At 35.5% G+C, this 23,551-nt stretch carries 21 protein-coding genes and 1 pseudogene; 8 read left to right on the forward strand and 14 right to left on the reverse strand.

The window, feature by feature from the left end:
* Positions 1-60: 60 nt before the first annotated feature.
* The 4 genes from MHI39_RS19630 to MHI39_RS19645 all read right to left on the reverse strand — a co-directional run bounded on the left by MHI39_RS19630 (position 61) and on the right by MHI39_RS19645 (position 3,360).
* Positions 61-579, reverse strand: coding sequence for a mechanosensitive ion channel domain-containing protein (locus MHI39_RS19630; protein WP_342540005.1), 519 nt, complete (start codon positions 577-579; stop codon positions 61-63).
* On the reverse strand, positions 561-1,133 hold the full coding sequence (locus tag MHI39_RS19635) for a hypothetical protein (RefSeq protein ID WP_342540006.1): 573 nt from the start codon (positions 1,131-1,133) through the stop codon (positions 561-563). Before MHI39_RS19635 ends, MHI39_RS19630 begins: the two co-directional genes overlap by 19 nt.
* Positions 1,134-1,482: 349 nt before the next feature.
* Complete coding sequence (locus tag MHI39_RS19640; RefSeq protein ID WP_278892751.1) at positions 1,483-1,980, reverse strand: LURP-one-related family protein; 498 nt, start codon at positions 1,978-1,980, stop codon at positions 1,483-1,485.
* A 210-nt stretch (positions 1,981-2,190) separates the two neighbouring features.
* On the reverse strand, positions 2,191-3,360 hold the full coding sequence (locus MHI39_RS19645; protein ID WP_180213742.1) for a DUF4317 family protein: 1,170 nt from the start codon (positions 3,358-3,360) through the stop codon (positions 2,191-2,193).
* Positions 3,361-3,611: 251 nt separating this feature from the next.
* Here MHI39_RS19645 and MHI39_RS19650 point away from each other — a divergent pair, with 251 nt between their 5' ends.
* The gene (locus tag MHI39_RS19650; RefSeq protein WP_180213743.1) at positions 3,612-5,216 is read left to right on the forward strand and encodes a M20/M25/M40 family metallo-hydrolase; all 1,605 of its coding nucleotides are present in this window, start codon (positions 3,612-3,614) and stop codon (positions 5,214-5,216) included.
* A 642-nt stretch (positions 5,217-5,858) separates the two neighbouring features.
* Here MHI39_RS19650 and MHI39_RS19655 read toward each other — a convergent pair.
* From MHI39_RS19655 to MHI39_RS19670, 4 genes are all read right to left on the reverse strand, one after another.
* Positions 5,859-6,560 carry a hypothetical protein gene (locus tag MHI39_RS19655; protein ID WP_342540007.1) on the reverse strand — a complete coding sequence of 234 codons (702 nt, stop codon included), beginning with the start codon at positions 6,558-6,560 and terminating at the stop codon, positions 5,859-5,861.
* Between the two features lie 24 nt (positions 6,561-6,584).
* Positions 6,585-7,766 carry a hypothetical protein gene (locus MHI39_RS19660; protein ID WP_180213745.1) on the reverse strand — a complete coding sequence of 394 codons (1,182 nt, stop codon included), beginning with the start codon at positions 7,764-7,766 and terminating at the stop codon, positions 6,585-6,587.
* Between the two features lie 687 nt (positions 7,767-8,453).
* On the reverse strand, positions 8,454-8,942 hold the full coding sequence (locus MHI39_RS19665) for a hypothetical protein (RefSeq protein ID WP_180213747.1): 489 nt from the start codon (positions 8,940-8,942) through the stop codon (positions 8,454-8,456).
* A gap of 39 nt (positions 8,943-8,981) precedes the next feature.
* The gene (locus tag MHI39_RS19670; RefSeq protein WP_180213764.1) at positions 8,982-9,263 is read right to left on the reverse strand and encodes a hypothetical protein; all 282 of its coding nucleotides are present in this window, start codon (positions 9,261-9,263) and stop codon (positions 8,982-8,984) included.
* Positions 9,264-10,458: 1,195 nt separating this feature from the next.
* Between MHI39_RS19670 and MHI39_RS19675 the strand changes: the two genes are divergently transcribed.
* Positions 10,459-10,953: a membrane lipoprotein lipid attachment site-containing protein gene (locus MHI39_RS19675; protein WP_180213748.1), complete on the forward strand. Its 495-nt coding sequence runs from the start codon at positions 10,459-10,461 to the stop codon at positions 10,951-10,953.
* Between the two features lie 244 nt (positions 10,954-11,197).
* Here MHI39_RS19675 and MHI39_RS19680 read toward each other — a convergent pair whose 3' ends face one another.
* Positions 11,198-13,438, reverse strand: coding sequence for an excinuclease ABC subunit UvrA (locus tag MHI39_RS19680; protein ID WP_342540008.1), 2,241 nt, complete (start codon positions 13,436-13,438; stop codon positions 11,198-11,200).
* Positions 13,439-14,062: 624 nt separating this feature from the next.
* Here MHI39_RS19680 and MHI39_RS19685 point away from each other — a divergent pair.
* From MHI39_RS19685 to MHI39_RS19700, 4 genes are all read left to right on the forward strand, one after another.
* Positions 14,063-15,211 (forward strand): VWA domain-containing protein, encoded by a 1,149-nt coding sequence (locus MHI39_RS19685; RefSeq protein WP_342540009.1) that lies wholly within the window; start codon positions 14,063-14,065, stop codon positions 15,209-15,211.
* An 8-nt stretch (positions 15,212-15,219) separates the two neighbouring features.
* Positions 15,220-15,486: a hypothetical protein gene (locus MHI39_RS19690; protein ID WP_342540010.1), complete on the forward strand. Its 267-nt coding sequence runs from the start codon at positions 15,220-15,222 to the stop codon at positions 15,484-15,486.
* A 136-nt stretch (positions 15,487-15,622) separates the two neighbouring features.
* On the forward strand, positions 15,623-16,204 hold the full coding sequence (locus tag MHI39_RS19695; RefSeq protein ID WP_251345524.1) for a hypothetical protein: 582 nt from the start codon (positions 15,623-15,625) through the stop codon (positions 16,202-16,204).
* A gap of 333 nt (positions 16,205-16,537) precedes the next feature.
* A complete protein-coding gene (locus MHI39_RS19700) occupies positions 16,538-17,950 on the forward strand; it encodes a PQQ-dependent sugar dehydrogenase (RefSeq protein ID WP_342540011.1) in 1,413 nt (470 codons plus the stop codon).
* Between the two features lie 162 nt (positions 17,951-18,112).
* Here MHI39_RS19700 and MHI39_RS19705 read toward each other — a convergent pair whose 3' ends face one another.
* Positions 18,113-18,508 carry a VOC family protein gene (locus MHI39_RS19705; RefSeq protein WP_259547160.1) on the reverse strand — a complete coding sequence of 132 codons (396 nt, stop codon included), beginning with the start codon at positions 18,506-18,508 and terminating at the stop codon, positions 18,113-18,115.
* A gap of 261 nt (positions 18,509-18,769) precedes the next feature.
* On the opposite strand from MHI39_RS19705, the gene MHI39_RS19710 reads away from it, so the two are divergent.
* Positions 18,770-19,177 (forward strand): ester cyclase, encoded by a 408-nt coding sequence (locus MHI39_RS19710; protein WP_180213754.1) that lies wholly within the window; start codon positions 18,770-18,772, stop codon positions 19,175-19,177.
* A 221-nt stretch (positions 19,178-19,398) separates the two neighbouring features.
* Positions 19,399-19,902 (forward strand): annotated as a pseudogene (locus tag MHI39_RS19715) (transposase); the annotation flags it as partial.
* A gap of 95 nt (positions 19,903-19,997) precedes the next feature.
* Here MHI39_RS19715 and MHI39_RS19720 read toward each other — a convergent pair.
* The 4 genes from MHI39_RS19720 to MHI39_RS19735 form a co-directional block, all read right to left on the reverse strand.
* Complete coding sequence (locus MHI39_RS19720; RefSeq protein WP_180213755.1) at positions 19,998-20,498, reverse strand: IS3 family transposase; 501 nt, start codon at positions 20,496-20,498, stop codon at positions 19,998-20,000.
* A 513-nt stretch (positions 20,499-21,011) separates the two neighbouring features.
* Positions 21,012-21,563, reverse strand: a complete 552-nt coding sequence (locus MHI39_RS19725) for a helix-turn-helix domain-containing protein (RefSeq protein WP_180213756.1) — start codon at positions 21,561-21,563, stop codon at positions 21,012-21,014.
* A 455-nt stretch (positions 21,564-22,018) separates the two neighbouring features.
* Positions 22,019-22,753, reverse strand: a complete 735-nt coding sequence (locus MHI39_RS19730; protein WP_180213757.1) for an AAA family ATPase — start codon at positions 22,751-22,753, stop codon at positions 22,019-22,021.
* Positions 22,754-22,780: 27 nt separating this feature from the next.
* Positions 22,781-23,512 (reverse strand): ABC transporter permease, encoded by a 732-nt coding sequence (locus MHI39_RS19735; protein WP_180213758.1) that lies wholly within the window; start codon positions 23,510-23,512, stop codon positions 22,781-22,783.
* Between the last annotated feature and the right edge of the window lie 39 nt (positions 23,513-23,551).

Here is a 23,551-nt window from a genome sequence, read left to right on the forward strand (position 1 = left end):
ACTTTTGCCTCACCAATTTCAATGATTCAAAAATCCACAAGTCTTTAATAGTATTTTTTATTAAAAAATGTAATTGTTCTCTATCTCTCTATCGATACTTTTTATATGCAAATTCTGTTGCGGGTATGGAAATTCTATTTTCCTTTCCATAAACAGCTTATTTATTCTAAAGTTTATATTACTTTTTATTGTCCCAAGCTGATTATAATCAGATATCATTATCGATAATTCGAAATTCAGACAGAAATCTCCAAAGCCTACAAAACTCACAGATGGTTCCGGATCCATTAAAACTGCCGGTGACACTAAGCTTTCCTCTCTTGCAATCTCCATGAGCATATCTCTTAATTTTTCTACATCTGTTCCGTATGCAACATTAAACGGTATGGTTAGTCGAATTTTTGGATCACTAAACGAACGATTAACCACCTTTTCTCCTAAAAAGTATGAATTCGGTACAATAATATGTTCATTGGTCCCTGTTTTAATAACTGTCGCCCGCATATTAATTTTTTCAACGTCTCCTATAATGTTATCGATAAGAACGCGATCCCCGACTTTTATAGGTCGTTCAAACAAGATAATAACCCCAGAGATAAAGTTGGAGGGTTTTGAAGTCCAAACCCAATTCCAACACTGATCATGCCTGCAAACACAGTTAATGCACTTAGATTGATCCCAACTGTCGTTAAGCTGACAATAATGGCAATAATCATAATGGAATAATGCACAACTCGGTCAAATGTATATCTCGTACCTTTATCTAAATGGTATCGATTGTATATTCCCGGCAATAAAACATTTGTAGAAATTTTTGAAAGTCGACTAGCCAAAGTAATAATTAAAACGGCCACAATAATTAAGAATAGCGTTACATCCACTTTACCGAATTTAAATATCACGGCAAACATCCATTTTGCTTTTGAAAAGTAAAGGAGCAAAAATACCAAGGTTCCATAAAAGGTAAACCAATTTACTATACTTCTCAATACAGCATGATGTTTGGGAAGCCTTTTGAGAATCGTAAGAATAATCCATCGCAATAGTAACATTCCAATTACAACTGCTGCAATAATGATTAAGCTCTTATAATTAAAGGAAAAAATCCAATTTTCTAATGTGCGAGTATCCATGTTTTCACCTTCATTATTTTATCTAATTTCACTTTAGTTGATTAAAGTAAAACTCCATGAAGTATATTCTAGCAAATAAATAAAAAAGAAGGATGGGTATAAAGTCCATCTTTTTTTCGACACCTTAATGTTTAATTATTCAAAATACCCTTAATGAAACAACACTTTGAAGGACGGCCATGAAAAATCGTTCTAATCCTCTGTTGAAAATTATGTGAAAATAGCCTTTTAAGGCACGATGAGTTAAATAGGCTACACAGGAAACAGATAATAAAAAGCAGGGAATCCGTTCATCATTTCCCTGCTTTTCTGAAGTAATTTTAATTATGAGATATCATTCATCCCTACATTAAGGCGTAATTACCGAGGAAGCGGCATTATCATCAGCCTTCACACAATCAATTGCGACAACGAGGGCAATCATGATGGCTTCCATCTCATCATTCAATATTTGCACTTTGTAGCTATCGCCCCAAGTAAACCATTCCTTGCTTACTTTACCGACCAGTTCACCATGCTGTAAAACCTGGAAATCCATTTCCCACCAATTACCAAGTACTTCAATGCCTGTAGAATCAATCGTATAGCGTGCTTTAAGGAAAGAAAGCTCCTTCTTAATCGTTAACACCTCTTGACCATTCACCTCAACAAAAAACTTTGGCAAGAAGCTAAACACCTTTTTCGTAATGAGCGCAATTTCATCTTTTGTTGTATTGAAAATGGAGAAAGTCTTAGGAACTTTCATAAAACTTCCCTCCACGTAATAAACGTCCTTTTCCTGCTCATCCTTTACTGTAAATTTCCCACTTAAACTGAATACCTTTTGCTTTATATAGAGCTGCTTCATCATATGCCCCCTATGATATAGCATATTACTATACTATAAGTATATTATTGTTCTATCCTATACTATTTACATTTTTAAATATAACATCAATTCATCTATCACTAAGTTCACCTTCGATTGGAACCCGGTGATCGTCGCCGGTCTTATTTTCGCAAATATTATTAACAGTTTTCTTTTAAAAAAAGTGAAGGAAGCAGAAGAACCGTCCCCTTAAAGCTCTCCAGATTCCAATCGAAATCCTTCGACAACGACTTCTTCATCAACCTCTAATACTAAGCACTTCTTTCCATTATAGGTAATATACTTAAGATTTTTGAGGTCTTTCGGGTTAATGGTTACGTTGGCAATTTTCGTTTCAATTTTAATTGATTTTGGAATGACGCTGCTTGCTTTGATTTCGTGTTTTTCATCAAATACAACACTTTTGAAGGCATGCTCGACTTTGTCTGAGCTTACATTTTCAACACCGCTAGCCTCTAAAATTCGTTCGATGCCCTTGGAATCCAGTTTAGGAGGTTCACTTTCTTCATTTTCTTCATTTTCTTGACTTTCCTGTACGATCTTATCAATTTCCTCATAGACATTCGAAATGACCTTAGAATCCACTTCGTCTCCTACTACTATCTTTAAAATTTGGTCGAAGCTGTCCTTTTCTTCAACCGCTGTAATGATCTCTTCACATTGGAGAACATCCACGATAAAAATTTCACTCGGTTGATTCGCTTTTCCACCATTATAAAGAATATGATTCACATCAGCTGAATTATCATTAAAGGCAGGAAACAGAAAACCAGCTAATGGAGCAGCTAAATTAATAATCGGATCCACAGCATTATTGGCTTTAAATTCTTTTTCAATATAGTCAAAAAGCAACGCTTTTTTCGGCTGATCGGTTTTATTGAGACTGCAAAGGACAAACTGACTGGAATATACCTCGTCATCCCCGCCTTCCTCTGATTCCATATTTCGCTTCCTTGTTGCCTTTTGATACTCACCGCGGATAAACGTTACTACCGTATCAAATTCATACTTGGCATGGGCAAACATTTTCTCTACGATTTGGAGCATTTTTTCGTTCCATTCATCCGTAGATGTAGCATGCAATCCATTGAAAAGAGTCATTTGTGTGCTCTCTTCCTCATCTCGGCGAAATTTCAGTTCAAACAGCTTGGAGTCAAGTCCACCAGTCAAAACCTTCTTAAAGTTGGTTAAAAATAACTCTTGTTCTTCCTGCTCTAGCATTTCAAATGGCTGGCAAACCTGATGATAAATCTCTCCGGTTTCTTTCTTTACATATACATTAAATATTTCTCGAATATTGATATATCTACTATTTAATTTAAATTGATTTCGGATACTTGTGATGTCTTTTTTATTCATTAATCTCATCTCCCATCCCTGATTATACTGGTCAGACGAGAAAATAGTAATACTTGATATTTTTTCAGTTTTGTTAGCAAGCGTGAATAAAGGGATCTTCAAGCATATTTATTTATTTACAAGTTCTTGGTAAGATGAATATATTCAGAATGATTTTTATATTACGAATGATTAAATTCTATAAAAAAATGGCGGGTTAAGCTGCCTATCCTTACGATTTTAACTAGTAATCTAGCAGAAAGGAGATTCCCATGAGCAAATTATTATGGAACTCACCAATAGATTTAGAAAGCTTGCTTTATGAGCTTGTCGGTTGGGAAAGTGAAACCTTGTCAGAAGGTGAAAAAAACTTCTCGATAAAATTGCATGAAAAGATGAGTCATCTGCCATATTTCAGCGAACACGCTGATTATCTAACATTAGATCCGATTGATAAAGGACGCTCTTTTTTAACTGCCCTTTATAAACATGAACATGCTTCAGATACGGTGGTTCTTATTAGTCATTTTGATACCGTTGAAACAGAAGAATATGGGCAACTACAGCCGATTTGTCGGAAGCCTCTTCAATTGACGGAAGCACTCAAGCTGAATAAGGATCGCTTATCCAAAAATGCCGTGAAGGATTTAGAATCAGGTGAGTATGTATTTGGGCGTGGAACGATGGATATGAAAATTGGTCTAGCCATTCATATGGGACTGATCGAAAAAGCCATTGCCGAGGAATGGCCGATAAATCTCTTGCTCGTTACGGTTCCTGACGAAGAAGTCAATTCATCAGGTATGCGTGCTGCCGTAAAAAAATTGGTGAATCTAAGTGAAGAACACGGTCTTGTCTATCAGTTATTCTTAAATAGTGAATCCTCCTTTTCCCAAAATCCAGAGGATGAGAACTATTATATTTATACAGGAACCATCGGAAAAATCATGCCGTCCGCCTTATTTTACGGCAAGGAAACACATGTCGGTGAACCATTAAAAGGCATGACTGCCAACTATATTGCCGCTTATTTCAATCAACAAATGGAATGGAACCCCCTATTCCAGGAAGAGCATTTAGGTGAAAAAACACCACTGCCTGTCTCACTACAACAAAAGGATTTAAAACTATCATACTCTACGCAAACCCCAGCCCGTGCCCAAGCACTCTATAATGTCTTTATGATGCAGCGCTCAGCGAAGGACATTATGGATCGGTTTGAGCAGATAGCCAAAGATGCGGTCGCCCGCTGCAATGAAAACTACCGTGCCCTTTGTAAGCAAGAAAACATCCAAGGGATTGGTGATGTGCGTGTATTGCGTTTTGAACAGCTTGAATCCTATGCCCGCGATAAGTTTGGCGATTCATTTGTTGATGCCATTCATTCGAAAGCTTTACAAATGGATGAGTTAGATGAACGGGATCAATCCTTCTTTGTTGCCGATCAACTCATGCACAATTGTCAGGAATTAGCACCAGCGGTCATACTCTTATTCACGCCACCGTATTACCCAGCGGTTAATTCATCAGACGACCCATTGATTCAAAAAGCCGTTCAATTGTTATCAGAAATGACCGAGCAAATGAATATTCCACTAAAGCCCGTTAACTATTTTAATGGAATATGTGATCTTAGCTATGTCAACTATACTGACCAAAACGATGGATGGACAAGTTACGAGAAAAACACACCGATTTGGGGAGATGGATACTTTATTCCCTTTGAGGACATGAAAAAGCTTAGAGCGCCAGTGCTTAATGTGGGTGCTTTTGGTAAGGATGCACATCAATTATCTGAGAGATTGCATAAGGAAAGTGCGTTTGTGCGGACTCCTGTGTTGGTTGAGAAATTGATTTTGGGGTTGTTTGGTAGTTAGGATTTGGATGGAAATAAAAAATGCTCACAGGCCTTGGTTTTGGTTTGTGAGCATTTAAACTTTTTCAAATTAAATGTTTTAGAATTTGTAAAGTTCTTAGAAAAGGATTTCTGCAATTTTTTGTATTTTTCGTTTCAATCACTATACCTGAAACACATTTTCTTCAATATTTTCGCTTTATGTGTTTCAACCGCTATACCTGAGACACATTTTCTCCGATATTTTCGCTTTATGTGTTTCAATCGCTATACTTGAGACACATTTTCTCCGATATTCTCACTTTACGTGTTTCAAACACTATCCTTGAGACACATTTTCTCTATTATTCTCTTATAATGTGTTTCAAACACTATACTTGAAACACATTTTCTCTACTATTCTCTTATAATGTGTTTCAATCACTATACTTGAAACACATTTTCTCCGATATACTCACTTTATGTGTTTCAAACACTATACTTGAGACACATTTTCTCCGATATTCTCACTTTATGTGTTTCAAACACTATACTTGAGACACATTTTCTCTACTATTCTCTTATAATGTGTTTCAAACACTATACTTTTAACACATTTTCTCTAATTTTTTTACTTTATGTGAAGCATAAACATAAATAATAATAGAAATCTTTTAATGGGTACTTATTCTAAAAATGCTTCCATTCTTTTTTTTGTTTTTTCACCTGTTACCCATCCAAAATACAAATTTACTTCATTCAATTCTACTGGACCAACAATTCCATCCTTATTCGGCGAAAAATTAAACAGTTTTACAAAGTTTATATAGTCTTCAAACCATTTTCTAGTTTCGCTAAATGAATGAACAAGCATAAGAGATTGACGAGCATTTACTTTCCTTGCTTCAAGCACTGTTGATGATGCTCTATGTAGTAATTGGTATCTTATATTACCTACACTTTCTTTATGTAACCCCAGTATATTAAGTAAGGATTCTAATCTTTTTTGTTTACCATCACTAGGATTCTTACCTAACCAATTTTCAACAGTTTTCCCAAAGGGCTCTGAAACTTTTCCTTCCACCATAATCGTTAATAATTCATTTTTAGACTTCGCAAGTACATAAAGATCATTTTGCGAGCTTGCATTTCCACCAGGTAAAGGTACCTTATACTCAGGGAATGCTAATAATACTTCCACATCGTGGAACAAAGGAAACTCGCACTGTTTAAAAATCGTATCCACGCAAGAAGGAAGATTAGTAGCTTCTTCCCAACAATGAGCTAATTCATAAGCTGAATACCCCTTTTTCCATTGTTTGTCTGGATCTGCAAGAGAGTCTCTCCACGAAAGAGGACCTCGAGATGGAATAAAGAATTTAGCCATTTTTCTCTCCCCTATTTTGTTTTCTTATTGACTAATAGATTTAAAAGATAAATAATGCTCAATCGTCTTCACATATGTTTTCCAATCCTTATACTGTTCTTTAATCTTTGTTTCTAAAGTAGAATCAATCTGTTGTTCCTCATTATATATTCCAAGTCTACGCATATTTTCTAGTCTATTTATATATTGTTTTACTGAAATAGGCTTTAACTTCTTCTCTCCTATTTTAAGCATATGTTTCTGTGTTAAATATTCTTGAAAATCTAATTTATTTATCCTCCCATTTGCACCAAGCGTTTCATTGGGGAAAATATTATTTTGATTTTTCAGGAAAAGTTCTCTCAACCAGACTTCTCCTTTTTCTGACAGCGGTGTAACAAATTCTTGCCCAATCCCTGTTTTCACTGTACATGATCCATCCGGTAAGTAATTCCAAGTATTTTGATGAACCTGTGTAAGATTTTTATAATAGAAATTTGGCAGTTTCCAGGTGGCCACGTTCATTTCTTTACTATTGGAAAGTAATAAATGATCGTTAAGAGTTGCAAAGTAACCACAGCCTGGTATCCCTAAATCCTCAAATAACCATTGATCTGGTATAAAAATGAAATTTTTCTGATTTCTTTCAAAAGCAGCCTCAGTGATGTGAGGATGGTGTTGCAAGTTATATTCTTCAATTATTTCTTTACATTCCTTATAACTTTCTATTCTCTTCTTTATTTTTAACCAGCCATATATATAATGCCCGGATATTTTTTTATTTGATGTTGACTGAAAACCACCAAAGAATAAAAAAATAGATCCTTCCTTAACATTTTGCTTCTCTAAGTGAGGTGCAGCATTAAATTGTCCAAATCCTTTACCGATTTTACAATTTTCACTCTTTTCGATCCAAGGTGGTAATCCCAACATTGGATCGAAATGAGCAAATAATTCACCATCGTAAATGGAAGCATACTCATTTTTCCGTAGCTTTACATGGTCCGTTCCTTTTAAACTGCTATAAACTTCACTTAGATTCGAACCTCCAAAACCATCAATATATTCACTTTTTACGAGTATATCCGTATATCGAATTTGATTTGAATAACTATTTACCTTTTCCGGTATTGGAAACCATATATATTTTCCTGTGTCGTGGTTATATGGAGAGAAACATCCTCCACTACCGGAATCAAACCCTTTTCTGCTAAGGACTAATTTCATATGAACTCCCCGCCTTGAAATTATTCTTATAAAGAAATTCTTAACTACCCTATTTAGTTTTGACTTGGCTATAATGATTTCATTGTAATAACCATTTCTTCAACTCAATTTTTTAATTATTTAACGATAGGCTGATTACAAAATGACTAAATTATCAGAAATTTATTTCATGTACCTATTTTACCATATAGTTCATATATTTTTTTGTTTTCTAATGTATTTAATCAATATCCGGATTCTATTATTATTCAAGTGATGAGCACTACTTCAAGTTTCAATTGTTGTCAGAAATGACCGAGCAAATGAATATTCCACTAAAGCCCGTTAACTATTTTAATGGAATATGTGATCTTAGCTATGTCAACTATACTGACCAAAACGATGGATGGACAAGTTACGAGAAAAACACACCGATTTGGGGAGATGGATACTTTATTCCCTTTGAGGACATGAAAAAACTTAGAGCGCAGGTTTTTAATGTGGGAGCTTTTAGTAAGGAAGCATATAAATTATCTGAGAGATTGCATAAGGAAAGTGTGTTTGTGCGGACTCCTGTGTTGGTTGAGAAGTTGATTTTGGGGTTGTTTAGTAGATAGGATTTGTTTTGTTTTGGTTGGTTATTACCTTGAATATAAAAAATGCTCACGGACCATAGTTTTAACTGGGTTTGTGAGCATTTAAACTTTTTCACCTTAAATGTTCTAAAATTTGTAAAGTTCTTAGAAACGGATTACCTAAATCATTTGTATTCTTTGAAGCTATAACTCTCATCTCGTTAATACAGGCGGTATAATCTTTATTAATAACCAATTCTAATGTCTCTATTTCCTTCAAATGGTCTGTTATATAGCCATTTGGTACATATGGTGACCATAACATAAATACTATGTTATGAAAATCTTTTAATATAGTGTATGCATATTCCTTTTGTACTTCATGTTTTTGCCTAATTTTTTGTACAGTTTTCTTATTATCTCCATAGAGTAATCCTCTAATATGTGTAGTTACTTCACATAGATAGGCTGTTTTCGTATTATAATTTAGACCTACTACATCGAGCTCCGATAAGCCTTTTAGCCCTCCACCAGGAATACGTATATTATAGTCAACAAAATCACATTTTTTTATACTTTTTAAATAGGCACCTACAATATATTCACCCACGTCAGTCTGCATCTATATACCTCCTAGTTAATAGCGGTTGTTTATACTAGGCTACTTTTTCAATTCGAATCCATATTTTTTATTTATTTTTCTGGCTATTGTTTCTAGAAATTTTTCAACGGTTGTATGTTCAACATCTTGTGTATACCATGCTAATTTGGCACCTTTATGCTTACCATCATAATTTACTTCTAACGGCCAATAATTATTTGTAGAATATGAATAATCAAAGTGTATGTATAGCTCTTTTCCCGCAGGGCATTCAAGAATTACTTTATATACAGGATTTTTTCCTTCTTTATTTAACTTTATTTTTTTTATTTTCGCTAACATCATCTATAACTCCTTTTATCTTAAAAAGATAATTTCCTATCATAATCAAATAATTTTAATTGCTCATTAATTTTCAGACCGATAGTGTAATAACTAATTCTTCAGAAACCTTTGCTTTCAGGAAGTGATGCGCGTTCTTGAACTCCGTTAATATATGGGATTAAGGAAGTTAGAAATACGATTACCACAAAAAAATTAAGCATAAATATAAATTGTTGTTAGTCGATATTCACGCGAATCTTAATGAAAGAAGGGTTTGCTTTTTTCAGCAATAACCAAATAGTCTCGTGATCAGCAAAAAAAATGCATTAGGTGGTTTATTATTTCTAATGTAGATGCGAGCTTAACTGCTAGTTTCATAGAAAGATGACAAAAGAGTCCCAACTGTCCTTTTGACTAGAGATGTAAAATTAATATTGACTTTTTGAACTATGGCAGTCAGCCCTACCACCTAAAAATTATCTTTTGGAAAAACGTTTTTAATCATCTCTTCAATTTTTGACATCTTCTCAGATCTTAAAACAACTCTGTAGTAATTTTCAATTTCATCCTTTAAATTTTGAATAGCTTCCTCTTCTGTAAGCCCTTGACCTCTATATAACTTATATGCATGGCATCGTGCAACAAAAAGTTCATCTTCTCTTTCTATATTGAATGGAAGAAAAACAGGGGTTTCAATAATTTTGACATCCGTTAAACCTTCTAACGTATCATGAAATAAATCAATAACTTCCTCGGGTGAAATTGCGGAAGAAATTTTCGATCTCTCTGAAATTCTTTTCTATACCTCAGTTAAAAAATCCAAATCTTTATTTGTTTCGTTCATCTGTTTGTCCCTCCCAGTATTCTATATTTAATATAGCAAAAAATAGAGCATTTAGTTCAATCAAATTTAAAACACTAGTTTCATCGCTTCATAAGCTTAAATAACTTTTCTACATGAGGAAGGACGTAAAAAAGACCTATCCACATTCTTCTGCGGAATAGATCTAATTGATTATCATTTGCTTCAAAAAAATTAGTGGATTAGCCTATGGAAAAAACAAAATTTCATTAAGGTCTATCTCTAATCAAAGTGGATAGTTGAAGCATAATATCAGTTATGCCTTTATGTTTATTTCTGTTTCTTTGAAAAAATATTGAAGATTTTAAATATTCATTATGTTAAAATCCCTTTTAAGGAGGGAAGTGTATCGTGAAACAAATAATCATTGCTTTTACTCTATTATTCGTTTTAGTAGGTTGCTCTAATAAGGACGCTGTTGAAGGGAATGCCCCCCAACCAACCAATAGTCCTATTGAAAGTAACTCAGAGGTATTAGCTCAAGAAAATAAAGAACTAAAAAAACAACTAGAGGAAAGACCAGCTCTTACTTCTGAACAATTGAGAGAAACGATGAATCTCTCTTTTAAAATCATACAAGCTATGATAAATAAAGACTATAACTATCTTGAAACAATAAAGAACTCGAATGTGACTATTAATCAGAAGAGGAACACTTTTATATTTGATGATGCTCATGAACAAGCTTTCTTACAATCTATTGATTACGATCATTTTGAATACAGGTTTCATCATTTAGAAGATGATGTTATAACAGTCGGGTTCGCCCAAAACAATTCTGAAATCGTTTTTCAGTTTTCACAAAAGGAAGGTAGGTATTTATTAAGTTCATTTATTACCAACTAGTATGCAAAAAACACTCATTTAAAAATTGAGTGCTTTTTGCCTATGATTCCTTCTTAATTATTAAGAACATTTCTTTCTTGAGGAGTTTGAAAATACTTTCATACGTAGGGGCATAGAGAAATTATGGGTGTTTTCAGAGATCTATGTTTATTTTGATGTGTCACTCTTATCTAATAAACTCTAAGCAAAACAGACGGCATTCTTGCTTCCATAATGGAAGGACAAGAACCCGTCCAATTACTTCTTATAGATACTTCGACGTTACTGATCTCTCACAATCCAGGATGCCCATTGGTGGACCTTCGTATAGGATTTCTCCACCAGCCGTACCACCATCTGGACCTAAATCTATGATCCAATCACAATTGCGGATGACGTCTAGATGATGTTCAATGACTACCACTGTATTCCCTTTATCAACTAGTTTATTAATAATACGCAGAATGTTAGAGACATCTGACATATGCAATCCTGTAGTTGGTTCATCAAGTATATATATGTTCCCCTTTGTGTTCAGTTCCTTTGCTAGTTTCAGTCTTTGACATTCACCACCGGATAATGTGTTGAGTGGCTGTCCTAATGACAGATATCCTAGACCCACTGTGTTCATGCTTTTCAGCTTGGTTTGAATGCTTTTTACTTCGAAGAAATCTAAAGCTTCAGCGACGGACATCTCCATGATTTCTACAATATTCTTCCCCTTATATAAGTATTGGAGCACATCCTGCTTGAAACGGCTGCCATTACAATCGCTGCATTCTACTTCCATGACATCCATAAAGGATAGATTGAGCTGTACAGTTCCAGTTCCCCCACAAGTTTCACAGGCACCCTTTGAATTATAGCTAAATAATCCGCTTTCTACATTATTGGCATCTGAAAATGCCTTGCGTATGGCATCCATAATGCCGGAAAAGGTTGCTGGATTCGAGCGAATATTAGCATGGACCGGGCTTTGGTCAATGCGAATGGCCTCTGGAAAATCTTTCGCAAAGACTTCATTGACAAGCGTACTTTTACCAGATCCCGCTACTCCAGTAACAGCAGTGAAAACCCCTTTTGGGATGCGAAGGCTGACGTTTTTCAAATTATGAAGGCTGCTTTTTCTACTTTCCAGAAAATCAGAAACCGATCTTGGTTTTGCATTGATTTCCGTTTTGCTGCTTAAATACTTGGCTGTTAATGTATCAGAAGACAGTAAACCCTGGTAACTGCCACTATACATAATATTGCCTCCACCAGAGCCCGCGTTCGGTCCTACATCAATGATATAGTCTGCAATTTGTATAACATCCGGGTCATGCTCCACAACTAAAACGGTATTGCCCTTGTCACGTAACTTGACAAGCAATTCATTTAATCGATAAACATCGCGTGGGTGAAGTCCTGTGCTTGGTTCATCAAATATGTACATTAACCCTGTTAAGTTGCTAGACAAATATTTCACCATTTTTCCCCTTTGCGACTCACCACCAGATAAGGTTGGCGTTTCCCTAATGAGAGTCAAATAACTTAATCCGATATCACACAGGCTTTTTAACCGTTCTACAATACCAGCTATAATCGGTTTAGCATTAGGTTCATCTATCTCTAGTAGAATCTTCATTAACTCATCCAACTGCATGGCTGTTAGATCATATATGGAATAGCCATTTATTTTCGAAGACATCACTTTCTCGTTATATCGAGTGCCTTCACAGGAGGGACATGTACAGGTGATTGCATAATCTTTCAGTTTCTTCGCGGCAGCTTTCGTTGTCTCTTTTTCTCTATTTACATTTTGCTGCATAAATTTTACTGCTATGCCCTGGTAAGTTGCGTTCATTTCATTACCCATGTAATTTAACTTTACTTTTTGTGGCTCTGCATAGACCAATTGATCGAATTCTTCTTTTGTATAGTCTTTTAATTTTTTATCTTTGTCGAAAAAGCCAGATTCAGCATAAGCTTTCCATTGCCAAGTACCCGGTGCAAAACCCGATAGTAGAATGGCTCCTTCGTTTAGAGACTTTTCCATATCCAGCGCAGCATCCGTGTTTAATGTAATAATTTTTCCAATTCCTTCGCATTTCGGACACATACCACTAGGATCATTAAAAGAATAGGCATTTGCATACCCGATAGCTGGTTCGGCAAAACGGGAAAAAAGCAATCTCATCAAGGAATTAATATCTGTCGCCGTTCCAAGTGTAGACCGCGCATTTCCACCTAGACGTTTTTGATCAACTACAATCGCAGTAGAGAGATTATTGATTTCATCAACCTCTGGCCTACTGTATTTGGGTAGAAACTGACGTGCAAAGCTACTAAAAGTCTCATTTAATTGACGCCCTGCTTCTTGAGCAATCGTATCAAAAACAATCGATGACTTTCCTGAACCAGATACTCCTGTAAAAATAGTAATTTTCCCTTTAGGAATCTGCACATCGATATTTTTCAAATTGTTTTCCCTTGCATTAATTAACTCAATAAATTCCTGCTTCATTCAATCCTCTCCTTTATAAATTAAATATTCAAACGCTCGACTTGGGAAAAATAATCATACCAATAGTGGATTTGGAATTGCAAGCATGGGGACGGTTCTTCTGCTTCTTTGGATTCGTTGCAAGGATGTAAAAAAGCTTTGACCACCATCGTGAATACTAAAACCTTTTGTAAATGGAACGGATAAATATTATCTAGTTTTTCATAGGAAGAGTGAGAGCGATGAAACCAAAGTATATCAATCGATTGTTTACCATAAATAATGTAAAGATCTTAGGGAATCGATATTACTTTCATAATCCTCTCTACTGTTTTCCACCTCACAAGAATTTTTTCCTTCACGTAATACGAAAATGATCCAAATATTTTAGTCTTGTTCTGTCCCGCCAGATATTAAATTTCCACCACTCGTTTTGTATACAAGATTAGATTGGGATTTCGTTTCACATATGTTTTCTCTACGACTCAAACAGTACCTTCTTACTAGTCTCATAGGTATTAAGTTGGAATTTTTAATTATAAGAAAAAATAGGAAAAGTAATTCGTTATAATTGGAAGATATAGTATAATCCACAAATTATTAGGGCTACAATCTAATACTTTTTGCTTACAGAGGAGTGGGGATATGAAAAAGCTGTTAGGAATTTTAATCATCGTTCTTTTGCTGCTTGTTGGCTGCCAGGGTGAAAAAGTCGCCAATAAAGAAAACACTGATTCCAAAAAGACAGAAAAGGCATCAGCGACACAAAAGAAAGAGGAAAATAATTGGCAATCAAACCTAAACGATATTCAGTTGGACTCGACAATAGCGGCTTTAAAGGAGCAGAAAGCTGGAATCTTAGTAAAGGATACGACGAAGGAACAAGAAACAAAAGAAACGGCATTGTTCCCGACCGAAATGGACAGTGAACAAAAGGAGAAGCTGACCGACCAATTAAAGTTATTAACTAAAGAAACGAAGGACCCGGAAATGCTAAAAAAAGGGCTGATCTATTTACTTGGAAGTCCCTATTATAAGGATGTTATTGAACCGGTAGAAGCATTTACACCTAACTTTGAATATCCGGATTTGCCGGAACCAGAGAAGACGATTAATACAGAAGCTGGGGAAACGAAAAGCTCAAAAGCAATCATATTACTGGATGCGAGCTCAAGTATGCTGCAACAGGTTGGCGGCAAAATGAAGATGGAAATTGCTAAAGATGCAGTCAAACGTTTTGCGAAAACTATTGGTCAATCCAGTGAAGTTTCTCTCATTGTATATGGTCATGTTGGGAGTTCAGCTGATAAAGATATGAAAAAATCATGCAGTGCAATTGAAGAGAAATATACGATGGGAAAATACGACGAAAAAACGTTTTTCACAGCAGTAAATTCCTTTCAAGCGAAAGGCTGGACACCACTTGCAGGTGCGATAAAGAAAGCGAAGGAAATGTCTAAGGCCTATGATGCTGATACGACCATTTATATCGTCAGTGACGGTGCAGAAACTTGTGAAGGAAATCCGGTCAAAGAAGCGGAAGCATTCGCATCTGAAAATAGTGAGTATAAAGTAAACATTATCGGCTTTGATGTAGATTCAAAATCAGAAGATCAATTAAAGAAAGTCGCAGAAGCAGGAAACGGCAAGTATTATTCTGCTAATAATCCCAATGACTTAAGCAAAACAATAGAAACACAATGGCTACCTTCCGCGGGTGATCTTGCATGGTCATTTACAAAGGCTCCTGGTCCATGGGAAATTTTAGCGAACAAAAACGAGTTGATACGCTAAGTGAACCTTTGAAAAATGTGATATCACGAGAAAATGATAGGTTTACGCAAGCCATCCAGTTAATGGAGGAAAACCAGTGGATCGATTCGGAAACATCCTCCACCCTCCGAGATTGGAAATCGGAAAGAAACGAACAACTACGAAATATTGCTTCCCAACTATCTCAAGAAAAATATACCGAAATCAATGACAGAGCCAGTGAAATCGATAAAAAGGTAAAAGAATGGACAGATAGAATGTGGAAACTCAGAAAAGAAAGCGGCAAAACGTGGTAGGGGACGTTTCTTCTGCTTCTTTGGATTAGTTAGAAGGATTTAAAAAAGCTTGGACCATCATCGTGAATTGTTTAAAACCTTTTTGCAAATGGAACGTATAATTGCTATCTAGTTTTTCAATGAAAGGGTGAAAGCGATGAAACCAAAGTTTATCAATCGATTGTTCACCATAAATAATGTAAAGACCTTAGGGGAACGGATTGGCATGTTCTTTATGATCCTGTGCCTCATATTTTTCATGTTGACGCTTATCATTTTTGGAATTTCATTTTTCTTCAAAAATGATTGGATCGTTCATGAGATCATTCAGCTGATTAGTGGTGTTTGTTTAACATTTGTTTTCTGTTCGATCTTTATCACATTAATTTTCATGACCCGCAATTGGATTTGGAAACTGTTAGGTGTTTTTATCACCATCGCTTTTTTCTATGCTTCCACTCAACTCATGGTAAATGTGAAAATGATCTATAAAGATAAGGCCGCTTATGAAAACAAGCAATTTGAAAAGATCGTTGGCATCCCGACAGAGGTGGAGTATGATAACCCAGAGTCTGGACCGAGAGTGGTGTATGAAATTATGTTTGAAGATGTAACCATTCAAGCTACCCATCTATGGATACGCCAAGATTATTTTGAAAAAAATATGAAGGGAAAAAGACTGGTTGTTTACTATTTACCGAACAGTCATTATGCGATGGGTGTCAACGTGGCTGATTAGTGTCGAGCAGCGGGTTAATTTTACGCTTCACCATACACCAATACAGGACGAGGTACCACCCTTCTCCACCTACCTGGAATAAAAATTTTGTTACTCGACTGTTATTTCTTCATCAGATTATCGATTAGTCTCAGATTCCATCAACATAATAAATAATGGATCCAGTGGACGGTTACTAGATTTAAAAACTAGTGATCGTCCACTTGTTTAATTTTCCTCTAACAATCACTCAAAATACTGAATAAAGATATTTTCAACTTTATGATTTATTGACTAGTCGAACCGTTCTCATCATATTCTTATAAAAAAGAAATAAGAAAGGATGTGAATGAGTTGATCAAAGTAAAGGTTCGTTTACGGCCCCTTATTAGTAAGATTAATTTGCCCACTGTTTTGAAAACGACTATACTTCCAGGTGACTCAATGGAAAGATTATTTATCGCAACCCAGGTAGGAGAGATCTTTTACATAGGAAACGGCGATATTCGGACTTTTTTAGATATTCGCCCTCAAGTTATCAAACTAGGTTCCTCTGAACCAGGTGTTTCAGGTCGTGGCTATGATGAACGGGGATTGCTGGGACTGGCGTTTCATCCACATTTTTATTATAACGGTTTGTTTTATCTACATTATTCGGTAGCAGGCACACAAGGACCGGGTGCTCTTCCTAAACCCTTTAAGCCTGACCCGTGTGATCCCAGAACGTTAAACCTAAAGTGGATAAATAGAGAGACCCAGTATGAGCATATTGATACAGTAGAAGAATGGGTGTTGCAACGAAATCGTCAGCCTCAAAAACGACGGACATTGCTGAACTTGAGAAGACCGTTTTTTAATCATAATGGTGTGAATAGCTTGAACTTTTCGCCTGAAACAGGAAAGCTTGTTTTCACAAACGGAGATGGTGGAGCAGGCTATGATCCATTTAATTTAAGTCAGGATGATATGGAGATATTCGGTAAAATCATCGAAATCGATGTTAATAAGGATACAAATATCCATACCCCACCCGTCGTCACACGCTTTGATGAGCTGCCGGTACCCATTCAAGAAACCCTTACCGTAATCGCCAAAGGAGTTCGCAATATACCAGGGATATCATTTCAAAGATTTGGGAATCAGTATATCAAATATGTGGGAAATGTCGGACAGGATTTGGTCGAGTCGATTTTTTCTTTCGTCCATTATAAACCTATACCAGTTACTCACCTCATTCAAGCTGCTTTAACGAAATCTCCCCTTAACCATGAAGGATTTATTAACTTCGGCTGGCGGGGATGGGAAGGTGTTTTACCAACTTCAACGATAAGGAATTGCTCTACAGACCCGACTTTGAAGGAGAAAACGATTGCTTATTACGATGAAGCAGTAAATACCTCAGTGAGTCGCCTTCAGCCTCTAACTAGTTATTTTCATAAAGATCCTCGCCCCGATAAGTTTGCAGGAACTGCACTTACAGGTGTGCAAGCCTATATGGGAGATGGAATCCCACATTTAAAAGGAAGCGTTGTGTTCACTGATCTTGCCCGAAAAGAAGAAGCACGACCTCCAGTTAAAGGGGTTCTAGCCTATACGAGGGGAAATGATTTTAGTGTGATTGAAACCGATTATGACTTTGGTTCAGAGTCAGCCTATTATGTTAGTTTGGGAACGAATATGGATCAAACTAGACTTTATTTAGGGGTATATGGCTCTATGAAAGTGACGGATTTAAACCAAGGTAGGGTGATGGAGATTGTTTTGTGATTTGGATAATCCAAATAAGATAGCAAAACATCGGTCATATAGACCCATTGTCCGACCGACTTTTCCAGTCTAGATTCTGCTATACAAAAGACTAAAGGGATATGGAGATTGATTCCACATCCCTAAATTTAAAACGACTGGATACCTAGTTCTTATAGAATACTACTTTGCATTCTCATCCGGTTGATGGATGCCAAAGATATTCCCTTCCGTATCAATATAATAGCCCTGCCATGCCATTCCAGGTAACGCATATTTTGGCATGGCAACTTTGCCACCATTACTCATAATTTTTGCTTCAGTAGCATCGTAATCCTTCACTCCCATTGTACAAGCAAAACCATTTAAAGGCTGGTTCGCTTCCGGAGGAGGACCCTGACGTTTCATCAATGCTCCGTTAATGCCAAGCTCATGATCTTCACCAGTCACAGCCCCGAAATAAGGCATTCCTGCATACTCGCTCCAATCTTCAAATCTCCAACCAAAAACCTCTCCATAAAACTTCTTCGCCCGTTCCATATCATCCACATGAATTTCGAAATGAACTAGTCTCCCCATAACATCCTCCTATATTTCCTCCAAATTTGGTGTACCTACAATCTTTCAGTATGTATTTCTACATTAAAATTTATTACTCCTGCTTTTATAACAGCTGTTTTCGTATAGTTTGTTGCTTAGTAAAAGATTCGGCGATTCTTATAAAGTAAATTCTAACGTTCTCAATATTCCTGTCTAAAACTTATCTAAAATGTATATCAACAATTTACATAGTAAGATAAATCCTTTAAGCTTTACTTAATTTATTAATAAAAGGAAAGGATGATTGAATTGAGTATTGAACAGCACGATACACCGACTTACACTTTTAAGGAGAAAGCAGTGGATTTTCTACAACTTGTCGCATCTGGGCAAGTTCGCGAAGCCTATCAAAAATACATAGGTCCTAATTTTCTACACCACAACCCTTTTTTCAGTGGCGATGCCGATTCCCTCATGAACGCGATGGAAGAGGATGCTACCAATAATCCACAAAAAATTCTTGAGGTCAAACGGGCCATTGAAGAGGCAGATACCGTTGCCGTTCACTCCCATGTGAGACAAAATCCTGATGACCTTGGATGGGCTATTATCCATATTTTCCGTTTCCAAGATAACCAAATCGTTGAAATGTGGGATGTAGGACAAGCAGTACCAGAGGATAGCCCTAACGAGAATGGGGTGTTTTAACGTATTTGTTGAAACTATGTGTGTCTAGCAAGAAATTAAATAGAAGATTTAGATGATCATTATGCCATCCAAACTTTTTGCTCAAACCATAGTTATTTAGTGGAATGAGAGCTTGTACGTTGGTTCTGTTAAAATAATTCATATATTTGATTTATCGTTCCAGAGTGAAGAGCCTTAAGAAGTAGCACAAATACCCGTAGTACTTTGAAATCTGTAGCACTCGTAATACCTATTCTAAAACATTCCTGGATGAGACATTTATGAGAATGAAAGATTATTATATGCAAAAGGGACAATTGAAAGCTGGCTACAATGTACAAATCGCAACGCAAGGGCGATTCAAGCTTGCCTATAGTTTATTTTCAAACCCAACAGATACACGTCCGATAACTGGCAGTATTATGAAGAAAAAAATATATATGCCCTAATCAGAAACGTCTTGAATTTCAATATTATTCTGTTCGAACTAACCGTACATTTTTCCAACGGAGGTTCAAGATTTGCGAGTGCTAGACTGTTCGGGATGTCCAATCCGTTCATCATGTACAAGAGCTAAAGAAAGCAATAAGCGAAAACGCAGAATCGATGTGGAACCAGATTTTGCATTTTTGAAGGCTAATTTGCGTTCCACTCTATTTTCTGTACGTGGAAAATTGAAGTTGGAAAACGAAATGGGCCTCGTTTTAATGGCCGTGAATTTAAGAAAATTCACGGCCAACAACTAAGGTAATAGAAGAATCTATACGGAAAAATAGAAAAAGGTTAATTTGAGTTCTTTACTGCCCCCTGTCAAGTAGACAGTGGAAATAAATAAAAGCTACTAAGCGGCTTTAGCCCTGTATTCTAGAGAGCTTAGGCCGTTTAGCCGTTTTTGTAAACGCTCATGATTATAAAAATGTATGTATTCATTAATCGCTTTTTCAAGTTCTTCAAATGTTTCATATTTACCTAAGTAATACTTCTCACACTTCAATGTTCCCCAAAAAGATTCCATAGGACCGTTATCAATACATTTCCCCACTCTCGACATGCTTTGTTTCATCTTTGCTTTCTTTGTTTTTCTTCTAAACTCATGTGATGTATATTGAAAACCACGATCACTATGAATTAATGGAGTAGCCCCAGCTGATTTATCAATTGCCTGATCCAATGTTTTCATTACTAGGGGATTACTGTTGGAATTTCCTAACACAAAACTCACAATGGAACCGTCATACAAGTCTAAAATTGCACTTAAATAGCCTTTCTGCGACGTGCAGTATTTCATTTCGGTAACATCGGTAACCCAATTTCTCGTTAGGCTTTTCAGCTTGGAATTCACGATTCAGTACGTTCTCAGCTATGTGCTGGGGTATGGAACGTACATACTTTTTGCGCTTTCATCGAATAACCGATTCTATGCCAGCTACTTTCATAAGCCGATAAATTCGTTTTCGATTAATTTGCATATCAAATAATCATCTAATATGCAAAGTCATTCGACGATATCCCAGAATCCCCTTTAACTCCTCGTGTAGTCTTTTCATCTCTGTCAGGATGTTTTCATTTAGCTTTTCGTTTTGAGAGGGAAGACGATGAAGCCATTTATAATACGCAGATCTTGAAACTCTAGCAATCTCGCATAATAGTAAAACGGAGAAATTCTCTTCTTGATGAAGTTCTTGAATAACGGTGTAAGTTTCTGTTAAGCGTACTTGGTTTAATGACGACGCCTCCTTTCGAGTTACTCTAACTTTTTTAAGAACGAAATCTCCGCGCGTAAACGTTCATTTTCTTGTTCTAATTGTTTCATGTTCCGTTGGATTTTTTCTTCAGGAGTAAGCTCTTTTTCTTCCTAACGACGGCCACGCTTATCCTCAAGACCGTCTTGTCCATTTTCCATGTACTTTTTTACCCACTGATACATCTGTTGGTAATACACGTTAAACTTTTGAGCAGTCTGATTATAATCTTTTCCATTTTCGATACAGTGCTTTACGATTTCGATTCTTTCTTCTAGTTTTGTGGATCTACCTTTGGTCATAGAGTTTTCCGTCCTTTTCCTCGTCCCTTTAAATTCTCTATGACAATTATAAATCTTTATCCAATTTTCTAATACTGAGTCATTTGATATTTCATACTTACGAATGACTTCCATTAACGAGTAATTCCCTGAAAGGTAATCTTGAATAGCTGCCAATTTAAGTTCTTCCGAGTAATGTTTCCAGCCCTTGGCTTTTTGAAACCCTTCTATTCCATATGTTTCATATTGATATTTCCATTTATAAACAGTAAATGGGGCTACACCATGATGAAGCTTAAAATCACGTGCAGGTAACTTCCTAGAATCAAAAGCTAAAATAAGTTCATATTTTTCTTGGGCAGAATAAGTCTCCTTCTTAGCCATAAAAAAACCCCTATAAAGTAAAACAGATTTTAATTATTTCATCTGTCTACCTTATTGGGAGCATATCATTCTCTCAAATTAACCTTTATTACTATTTGAAGCTAGTTTTGTCCTAGCCTCAAGTGACTTAGTAGCTCCTTTGTTCATCATTTAATATAGAATAACAAGGGTTGTTTAGATTTGGAACTATTTCTAACGAGCATATCACATCCATTCTCTATAGTTATTGTAAGAATCCACACCATATGGCCAATGTTAATAACTGGTTCCGTTTTATATCAAGAATAATTTGATAGTTACCGGTAGTGTTCTATAAACATCAAGAGCTATTTTTTATAACGATGTTAATTCCATTCCTCCCTGAAAGTCGCTTAATGCCATAAAGTTCATATCAACCCTAACATTATTTAAAAATATTAAACTCCATTGAAGTATTTGAATTTCACAAAAAATGTCTATTTCTGCGGATAAACCGAAGGAACTTTATCGGGAATTTCTGATATCATTAATTCGAAGACTTCATCAGGATCAGTAGTATTATAACTTTTAAGCCATTCCTTATAATCTCCTTCAAAAACAATTCTACCGCAATGAAGCATAATTAAATGGCAATCAATATGCATTAAATCTTGTAATTGATGTGTAGAGATAATACAAACTTTTCCATCATCAATCAATCTCTTAATCTTCCTAAATATCTTTCTTCTAGATGATGGATCCACCCCACTAGTTGGTTCATCAAAGATATAGACTTTGCGATCAATAATACTTAGTAAAGTAATAAAGAGCCATTTTCTCTCCCCAAATGACATTTTACCCAATTTCATATCCCACAAATGATCAAACAGTTCCTTTTCTCTCTCAGATAGATCTTTATAGAAAAAATCTTTACTATTGGTTAATGGTCTTACATCCAATTGTAGAATAAAAGATGCCAAATCCTTTCCTTTGATAAGAAACGAAAAGAATATTGTTTGCGTCAAATACATAATATTATTTACGTCAGGAAGAGTAATAATACCACTTTCTGGCTTTAATACTCCAGTAATACAATCAAAAAGTGTTGTTTTACCGCTCCCATTTAAGCCAACAAGAACGTTTAATTTATCCTTTTTTAAAGTAAAAGAAACATCTTCTAATGTATATTTATTTGACTTATTATATTTATATTTGAGGTTCTTGACTTCCATATAATACCTCCCTTTTCAGTATAGTACTTACCTTTGAACAACAGATAAAAGATTTAATTTCTTCAAAGAAAAATAACCAACTAATGTATATATCCCTAACGTAATAACTGCATTATAATTAATATTTTTATATTCTGTTACATTCAATAACCCACTAATATACGAAAGCCATTCAAAAAGCACATAAAAAGGATTTAGTAATTCAATTAAGGAACCACCTTGTGAGATTATTGACAATATAAACAAGGGGTATGTCAGGAAGTTAACTATGACAGAAAAATTGTTATATTGAAAAGGTAAATTCGCCAAAAATAGTACCAATAAACTAAAGGGTAGAGATACAAGAAGAAGAATTATTGGTAAAAGGAAAATTTTCCATTCAAATACACCATAAATAATTAAAATAATAATAGTAAAAATTAATAAACTGACTAAGCAAAATACAATTTGAGTAAGAATTGTTCCAAAAACAATTGGATATTTATTACCAGCAATAAATGTATAAGTTTTTAGCAGTCCTTGTTCTCGTAATCTTGCAAGTTGAAGTCCAATTCCATTAACAAAACAACTAAATAATATAAACACCCAAAACCTGCTAAAATATTGTATTAAATCTTCATTCGTAGATACTGAATCCAGCATACTTTTTTGATATAAAACAGCGATCACAACCGGAAGTATAATTGACCAAACCAAAGCCAACTTTTCCGACATTAGTATTTTCAAATATAGTATAAAAAAACCGTATGTCTTTTTCATAATTTCATCCTTTCAATCCATAGAATATTACGTAGTTTA

Source organism: Heyndrickxia sp. FSL K6-6286, from assembly GCF_038630395.1.
Lineage (GTDB): Bacteria > Bacillota > Bacilli > Bacillales > Bacillaceae_C > Heyndrickxia > Heyndrickxia oleronia.

Coding starts and splice junctions, on each gene's coding strand:
- MHI39_RS19635 (WP_342540006.1), bottom strand. CDS start 1,133: ATGGATACTCGCACATTAGAAAATTGGATTTTTTCCTTTAATTATAAG.
- MHI39_RS19640 (WP_278892751.1), bottom strand. CDS start 1,980: ATGAAGCAGCTCTATATAAAGCAAAAGGTATTCAGTTTAAGTGGGAAA.
- MHI39_RS19645 (WP_180213742.1), bottom strand. CDS start 3,360: ATGAATAAAAAAGACATCACAAGTATCCGAAATCAATTTAAATTAAAT.
- MHI39_RS19650 (WP_180213743.1), top strand. CDS start 3,612: ATGAGCAAATTATTATGGAACTCACCAATAGATTTAGAAAGCTTGCTT.
- MHI39_RS19655 (WP_342540007.1), bottom strand. CDS start 6,560: ATGGCTAAATTCTTTATTCCATCTCGAGGTCCTCTTTCGTGGAGAGAC.
- MHI39_RS19660 (WP_180213745.1), bottom strand. CDS start 7,766: ATGAAATTAGTCCTTAGCAGAAAAGGGTTTGATTCCGGTAGTGGAGGA.
- MHI39_RS19665 (WP_180213747.1), bottom strand. CDS start 8,942: ATGCAGACTGACGTGGGTGAATATATTGTAGGTGCCTATTTAAAAAGT.
- MHI39_RS19670 (WP_180213764.1), bottom strand. CDS start 9,263: ATGTTAGCGAAAATAAAAAAAATAAAGTTAAATAAAGAAGGAAAAAAT.
- MHI39_RS19680 (WP_342540008.1), bottom strand. CDS start 13,438: ATGAAGCAGGAATTTATTGAGTTAATTAATGCAAGGGAAAACAATTTG.
- MHI39_RS19685 (WP_342540009.1), top strand. CDS start 14,063: ATGAAAAAGCTGTTAGGAATTTTAATCATCGTTCTTTTGCTGCTTGTT.
- MHI39_RS19695 (WP_251345524.1), top strand. CDS start 15,623: ATGAAACCAAAGTTTATCAATCGATTGTTCACCATAAATAATGTAAAG.
- MHI39_RS19705 (WP_259547160.1), bottom strand. CDS start 18,508: ATGGGGAGACTAGTTCATTTCGAAATTCATGTGGATGATATGGAACGG.
- MHI39_RS19710 (WP_180213754.1), top strand. CDS start 18,770: ATGATTGAATTGAGTATTGAACAGCACGATACACCGACTTACACTTTT.
- MHI39_RS19725 (WP_180213756.1), bottom strand. CDS start 21,563: ATGGCTAAGAAGGAGACTTATTCTGCCCAAGAAAAATATGAACTTATT.
- MHI39_RS19730 (WP_180213757.1), bottom strand. CDS start 22,753: ATGGAAGTCAAGAACCTCAAATATAAATATAATAAGTCAAATAAATAT.
- MHI39_RS19735 (WP_180213758.1), bottom strand. CDS start 23,512: ATGAAAAAGACATACGGTTTTTTTATACTATATTTGAAAATACTAATG.